Below are 6,167 nucleotides of genomic sequence, written 5' to 3'. Positions count from 1 at the left end.
TAATCGAGGTGGGATTTTTGTGTATGCTTTCATTTTTAAAGTTTTTTGAATTATTTTTGGCTAAAAAATAAGCCACACGAAGTGGCCTAATTTGTCGCGCTGAAATTAAATCGATGTTAATCTATTGAATCTTCGATTGCCTCTTTTGTTTCTTCCAAGCTTTTAAAACATTTAACTATATTATTGACATCTTTTAGAACAAAAAGCCAAACTTTTTGTTTTTGGTCAAATTTTAAAACTCCATATAATTTTCCGTTAACTAAAACTTCAATTTCTTTGCTATCTATTTCGTTAAATTCTAATTTTTTCATCTTGAATCTCCACTTTTCTTTTTTATTTACCTAACACAATTATAATAACACCATACAAAAAAATAAGCCGAGCAATCGGCTTAGAATATTTCTAACGATGGTACTTCGATTAATAACTAAAAAAGGGGCACAAAAGGGGCACGAATATACATACAATATAAATATTAAACACATACTAAATATATTCTATTTTTGCGTATATACATAGTAGAAACTATTATTTGAACATGATTAAAATATCAAATAAATACCTATGTCGTGTTCGTGCATTACACGGTAAGGCAGCTCGTATCCCAGAACGTCGTCGTTAAAATAGATATTAATGTAGAGTGTTGATGAATTCTAAGCATCAGCACTTTTTTAATATTCTAAAAATACTAGAGAGTAAGCAATGTTAAAGTATTTTATTTTGTGAATATAAAAAAGGTATCGCTAGAAAATAATTTCATGCGATACTTTTTTAATTGTGTTGAGTAGAGTGCATCTACATAATTTATTGGTTATTCATAATTGAATGCTTACGTCCATAAGCAAAATATAAAACCATACCTATTGCAAACCAAATAACGAAACGTAACCAAGTTTCCCAGTTAAGTCCTGCAATAAGAACAAGACAGAAAATGATAGCAATGATTGGGGTAACTGGAACACCAGGAGCTTTAAAGCCACGGTGGAGGTCGGGTTGTGTTTTACGCATCCATAAAACACCAGCAGATACCAAAATAAATGCAGTAAGAGTCCCGATATTAACAAGTTCAGACAAAATGTTTAAGTTGATAAACCCACCAGCAATTGCAGTTACAATACCAAAGAACCAAGTTCCTTTAAAGGGTGTCTGATATTTAGAGCTAACATCACCGAAAAACTTAGGGAACAAACCATCACGCGACATGGAGTAAGTAATTCTAGATTGACCATATAATTGAACAAGAATAACAGTAGTCATACCTAAAATAGCACCAATGCTGACAATGATAGACAGCCAAGTTTGACCTGTTGCGGCAAGAACAGCTAAAATAGGTGCATCAAGGTATTTACTGAATACTGTATATTTAACAACTCCAGTCATGATTAATGTCATGATAATGTAGAGAATAGTTGAGATAAACAGAGAAAGCAAAATACCACGAGGTAAAGTTTTGCTTGGATTAATTGTTTCTTCAGCGCTAGAGGCAACGGAATCAAAGCCAATAAATGAAAAGAAAACAATTGAGGCTGCCGGAATTATTCCTGCTTTAGAGCCAGCATGAGTTGAATACCAACCATATGGAGAAAATGGTGTCCAATTATGAGGCTTAATATACCAAATTGTACAGATAATAAACAAAACAATAACTGCTAATTTTAAAATAACCATAGTATCATTAACGCGTTTTGTTTGATTAATACCAACAGATATAATCCATGTGATAACAAGAACTATTAAGAATGCAGGTAGATTAAAAATTGTATGAACACCCGTTGTTGTGCCAGGAGCCGCTGTTAGAACTGTTGGAATGTGAATACCTAAGTTTTTGAGTAAGTCAACAAAATAACCTGACCAGCCAGCAGAAACAGTTGCTGCACCCAATGCATATTCTAAAATTAAATCCCAACCGATAATAAATGCGATAATTTCACCGAATGCCACATAAGAATATGTATAAGCTGATCCAGCGACAGGAGCAATTGAAGCAAATTCTGCATAACACAAACCGGCAAAGCCACAACAAACAGCAGCTATTAAAAATGATAATGATAATGCAGGTCCTGCAGTTAAAGCACCCTTACCAGTTAAAACAAAAATCCCAGTACCTATAATAGCTCCAATTCCAAGAAAAGTCAGATCCATTGTACGCAAAGTGCGTTTAAGAGGACTTGTTCCCTTGGTTAGTTCAGCTACAGTTTTTTTGCGAAAGACACCACTACTCATAAAAACATCACCTTTCATTTGATGTGCTCATAATTTTACAATCAAATTCTTAGAATGTCAAATAATAAATTGGAATAATGTTATATTTCATAACATGAAAGGGATGCAGAAACTATCTATTTTGCCATTATAGCAAAAAAATAATTGCCATTTTATATAAATATAAGATTGAGAAAAAATAATTTAAATATAAAAACAAATAGTTAAAAAATATGTAATGTTTTATGACAATAGAGCATACGCAATTAAATTGAGCGGTCTAGCAAAAATTCAGAGTTTTGTTCTAAGAGGTAAATCTCGTTAAATTGCATTTGATAATAGTTTGGTGTAAAATTATGTCATTAATTTTCTTGAAATTTAAGCAAATTAAGATATATTTTAAATTTAGATAGTAGGGTATTTTGATATGACATATCTTAATGTTAATTAATTGTTGTGCATAATTTAGAAAATTTTATTTTAGTTGAAGGATGTGCTTATAATGCAAAAAAAGAATAACTCAGTTCAAACTGTTGTTGCAACGGGAATTGGTGCAGCAATTATTTTTATCTTAATGAAATTTGTTGCTATTCCAACGGGAATTGCGGATACTCAAATTAATGTTGCAGTCGGCTTTTTACCACTTTTAGCAGCAATATATGGTCCTGTAGCTGCAGGATTGGCAATGTTTATCGGGCATGCATTAAATGACTTTTTAACATATGGTTCACCATGGTGGACATGGGTTATTGTAGATGGACTAGTAGGTGTAGCTTTTGGGATGTTAAAAAAACAACTTGACATTCAAAGTGGCTCACTTTCAAAATTGAAGTTAGTTTTATTTAATGTATATCAAATAATTATTAATTTTATAGCATGGGTCTTGCTAGCGCCAACAGGTGATATTTTAATTTACCATGAGCCTGCAAGTAAAGTGTATTTACAAGGTGTAGCTACATGGATTGTTAATAGCATTTCAGTTGCTGTTATTGGGACGTTGTTATTAGTCATATATGCAAAAACAAGGGTTAAACGTGGTAGTTTGAAGAAGGAAAAATAAGATGGTTGAATCACTCATAAGTTTTAGAAATTTTTCATTCCAATATGAATCACAAGCTGAAGAAACATTAAAAGACATTAATTTGGATATTTATCCAGGAGAAAAAGTTCTTATTGCTGGCGCTTCTGGTTCTGGTAAGTCAACGTTAGGTCGCTGTATCAATGGTCTTATCCCACATGCGTATCCAGGAATCGTTAAAGGAAATTGTTTTGTAAATGGTAAGTCAGTAGTGGATAGTTCATTATTTGAATTGTCTTTTGATGTAGGGACAGTTTTGCAAGATAGCGATAGTCAATTTGTTGGTTTGACGGTGGCTGAAGATATAGCTTTTTCACTTGAAAATGATTGTATAGCTCAAGAGGAAATGAAACGAGCAGTTGCTAACTGGTCGCAAAAGTTGAAGTTGACGGAATTACTACAGCATTCACCACAAGAGATTTCAGGTGGACAAAAACAAAGAGTAGCGATGGCGGGTGTTTTGATTGATGAAAGTCAAATACTTCTTTTTGATGAACCATTAGCAAGTCTAGATCCAGCAGCTGAAGTAGCTTCTATGCAGCTCATCGAGAATTTGGCTAAAAAACAAGGATTGACGGTAGTTATCATTGAACATCGAATTGAAGAAGTTTTGTTTGCAGATATTGATCGATTAGTTATTTTGCAAGATGGAAAAATAGTAGCAAATGGTAAGCCTGCTAATATCTTAAAAACATCTAAATTAAAGACACTTGGATTACGTGAACCATTATATATAAGTGCAGTAAAAAAAAGCGGAATATCAATTGAGACTTGCAAAAAAATTGAGCATCCAGAAACTATAGAAGGAGCTGGATTAGCTGATAAACTTATAGAATGGACGGCAAAAACGAATCTTTTGCAAAAAAAAGGTAGTGATACAGAGTTACTTAGATTAAGTAACTTAAACTTTGCTTATGAAAATGGTAAAAGGATTATTTCAAATCTTTCACTTACTATCAATCAAGGTGAAATTATTAGTTTAGTGGGACGAAATGGAACAGGAAAATCAACGCTAAGTAATATAATTACAGGTTTTTTAGAGCCACAAAGCGGTTCTATGTACTTAAGAGAAAAAAATCTTACAGATTTATCAGTAAAACAACGAGCATCGTATATTGGCTATATTTTACAAGATCCAAATCAAATGATTTCAAAAACAACAGTATACGATGAGGTGGCATCAGGATTAGAGTTAAGAAAAGTTACCAAAGAAAAGATAGAAAAACGGGTAAAAAAAATTCTTCAAATATGTGGCTTATATGAAATGAGAAACTGGCCAATAACTGCTTTGAGTTTTGGACAAAAAAAGCGGGTTACAATTGCAGCAATTCTTGTACTTGAACCTGAAATTATAATTTTAGATGAACCAACTGCAGGGCAAGATTTAAAACATTATACTGAAATAATGACGTTTTTAGAAGAACTGCAAAAGAAAAGACAACTTACAATAATTTTAATTACGCATGATATGCACTTAATGCTTGAATATACTAATAGGACTATTGTGTTAGATGGTGGAAAAATAATTAAGGACGATGTTCCTGCTCGGGTTTTGACGGATGAGAATATTTTACAACGAGCATCATTAGCTAAAACTAGTTTGTATACTCTTGCAAAACGTTTTAATGTACCGTCTGCCACAGATTTTGTTGCAAAGTTTATTCAAGCAGAAAGGCAGGAACGCTAATGGCAAAGCGATTTTATGTAGGCTATAGTGAGCGGGACACGTTTTTACATCGTTTAAGTGGGAGCACAAAGTTAATTGGATTTATAAGTATGTCGATTATTGGAATGCTAACTTTTGATACCCGTTTTTTGGTGGGAATCTTTTTATTTTCGCTATTTCTTTTTTTTAAATCTCAAATTAAATTTCAAGAAATCTCGTTTGTGATAGGGGTAATTGCAGCATTTGCAATTTTCAATATAGTCCTAGTATACTTATTTGCACCAGATTATGGAATAACCATCTATCATTCGCAACATATGTTGTTAGGAGAAAGGCAAAATTATTTTAACCTTTCTTTAGAAGAATTGTTATATTTGTTTAATATACTATTAAAGTATACTTTTGCAGTGCCCTTGGCGTTGGTTTTCTTATTAACAACGGAACCAAGTGAATTTGCAGCTAGTCTAAATAAAATTGGTATTCCATACCGAACAAGTTATGCGGTAGAAATCACATTACGTTATATTCCTGATATTCAACGCGATTATAAAACAATTAGTTTAGCTCAGCAAGCACGTGGCTATGAAATATCCAAGAAGGCCAAGTTAAAAACGCGTATAAAAGGCGTAATCCAAATAATATTGCCATTAATTTTTACAAGTCTAGATAAGATAGAAGTTATTAGTCAGGCAATGTCTTTACGCCGTTTTGGACATCATAAAAAGCGAACATGGTATAAAGCGCAATCATTTAAGTTCGCAGATTATTTTGCGATGATAGTTATTTTGTTTATTGTTGTTATTGGGATAATCTTGTTTAAGATAAATAATGGTCGTTTTTGGAATCCATTTTTAGAAAATTAAAGAAAGTATTGAATCTAAGTTTAGTATAGTTAAGTATGAATTGCGACTGAAATTTTTTTATTAAGAATTGACACTTTGAATTAATAAGTGTATTCTATAAACAACTTTATTAGGAGGTCACCAAAATGAATATGTTTAAATTGAATTCATTCAATACATGTTGTTGTGAAGCGCGTCAATTACGCTTCACGTTTTGGTGTGTTTGAAATCAATAATAGATTTTAAAATTCCTAGACATTTTGGTGATGTGTGATTGGCGCTGATTCTTATTGAATCAGCGCTTTTTATTTTGTCTTTAGACCTAGTTGAGCTCGCTTGCGTGCGAAACAAAAAACCACCTGCTTTGCGGGTGGAAAAG

Annotated in this window: 5 protein-coding genes; 3 read left to right on the top strand and 2 right to left on the bottom strand. The window is 32.5% G+C overall.

Going from position 1 to position 6,167, the window contains the following annotated elements; genetic code table 11:
• Window positions 1-116: 116 nt before the first annotated feature.
• A complete protein-coding gene (locus LB941_RS12145) occupies window positions 117-311 on the bottom strand; it encodes a hypothetical protein (RefSeq protein WP_253362252.1) in 195 nt (64 codons plus the stop codon).
• Between the two features lie 493 nt (window positions 312-804).
• Complete coding sequence (locus tag LB941_RS12140; RefSeq protein WP_425270547.1) at window positions 805-2,241, bottom strand: amino acid permease; 1,437 nt, start codon at window positions 2,239-2,241, stop codon at window positions 805-807.
• A gap of 463 nt (window positions 2,242-2,704) precedes the next feature.
• On the opposite strand from LB941_RS12140, the gene LB941_RS12135 reads away from it, so the two are divergent.
• Genes LB941_RS12135 through LB941_RS12125 form a run of 3 tightly spaced genes read left to right on the top strand, consistent with a single transcriptional unit; the run spans window position 2,705 to window position 5,809 of the window.
• Window positions 2,705-3,262 (top strand): ECF-type riboflavin transporter substrate-binding protein, encoded by a 558-nt coding sequence (locus LB941_RS12135; RefSeq protein WP_253362251.1) that lies wholly within the window; start codon window positions 2,705-2,707, stop codon window positions 3,260-3,262.
• A 1-nt stretch (window position 3,263) separates the two neighbouring features.
• Window positions 3,264-4,967, top strand: a complete 1,704-nt coding sequence (locus LB941_RS12130; RefSeq protein ID WP_253362250.1) for an ABC transporter ATP-binding protein — start codon at window positions 3,264-3,266, stop codon at window positions 4,965-4,967.
• Window positions 4,967-5,809: an energy-coupling factor transporter transmembrane component T family protein gene (locus tag LB941_RS12125; RefSeq protein WP_253362249.1), complete on the top strand. Its 843-nt coding sequence runs from the start codon at window positions 4,967-4,969 to the stop codon at window positions 5,807-5,809. The genes LB941_RS12130 and LB941_RS12125 overlap by 1 nt, the downstream gene beginning before the upstream one ends.
• The last annotated feature ends 358 nt before the right edge of the window (window positions 5,810-6,167 follow it).

Source organism: Ligilactobacillus ubinensis (genome assembly GCF_024160875.1).
Taxonomy (GTDB): Bacteria; Bacillota; Bacilli; order Lactobacillales; family Lactobacillaceae; genus Ligilactobacillus; species Ligilactobacillus ubinensis.
This window is presented reverse-complemented; position numbering and strand designations above follow the sequence as displayed.

Bases quoted from the DNA above. Each gene is read 5' to 3' on its own strand.
- LB941_RS12145 (WP_253362252.1), bottom strand. From the start codon at position 311: ATGAAAAAATTAGAATTTAACGAAATAGATAGCAAAGAAATTGAAGTT.
- LB941_RS12130 (WP_253362250.1), top strand. From the start codon at position 3,264: ATGGTTGAATCACTCATAAGTTTTAGAAATTTTTCATTCCAATATGAA.
- LB941_RS12135 (WP_253362251.1), top strand. From the start codon at position 2,705: ATGCAAAAAAAGAATAACTCAGTTCAAACTGTTGTTGCAACGGGAATT.
- LB941_RS12140 (WP_425270547.1), bottom strand. From the start codon at position 2,241: ATGAAAGGTGATGTTTTTATGAGTAGTGGTGTCTTTCGCAAAAAAACT.
- LB941_RS12125 (WP_253362249.1), top strand. From the start codon at position 4,967: ATGGCAAAGCGATTTTATGTAGGCTATAGTGAGCGGGACACGTTTTTA.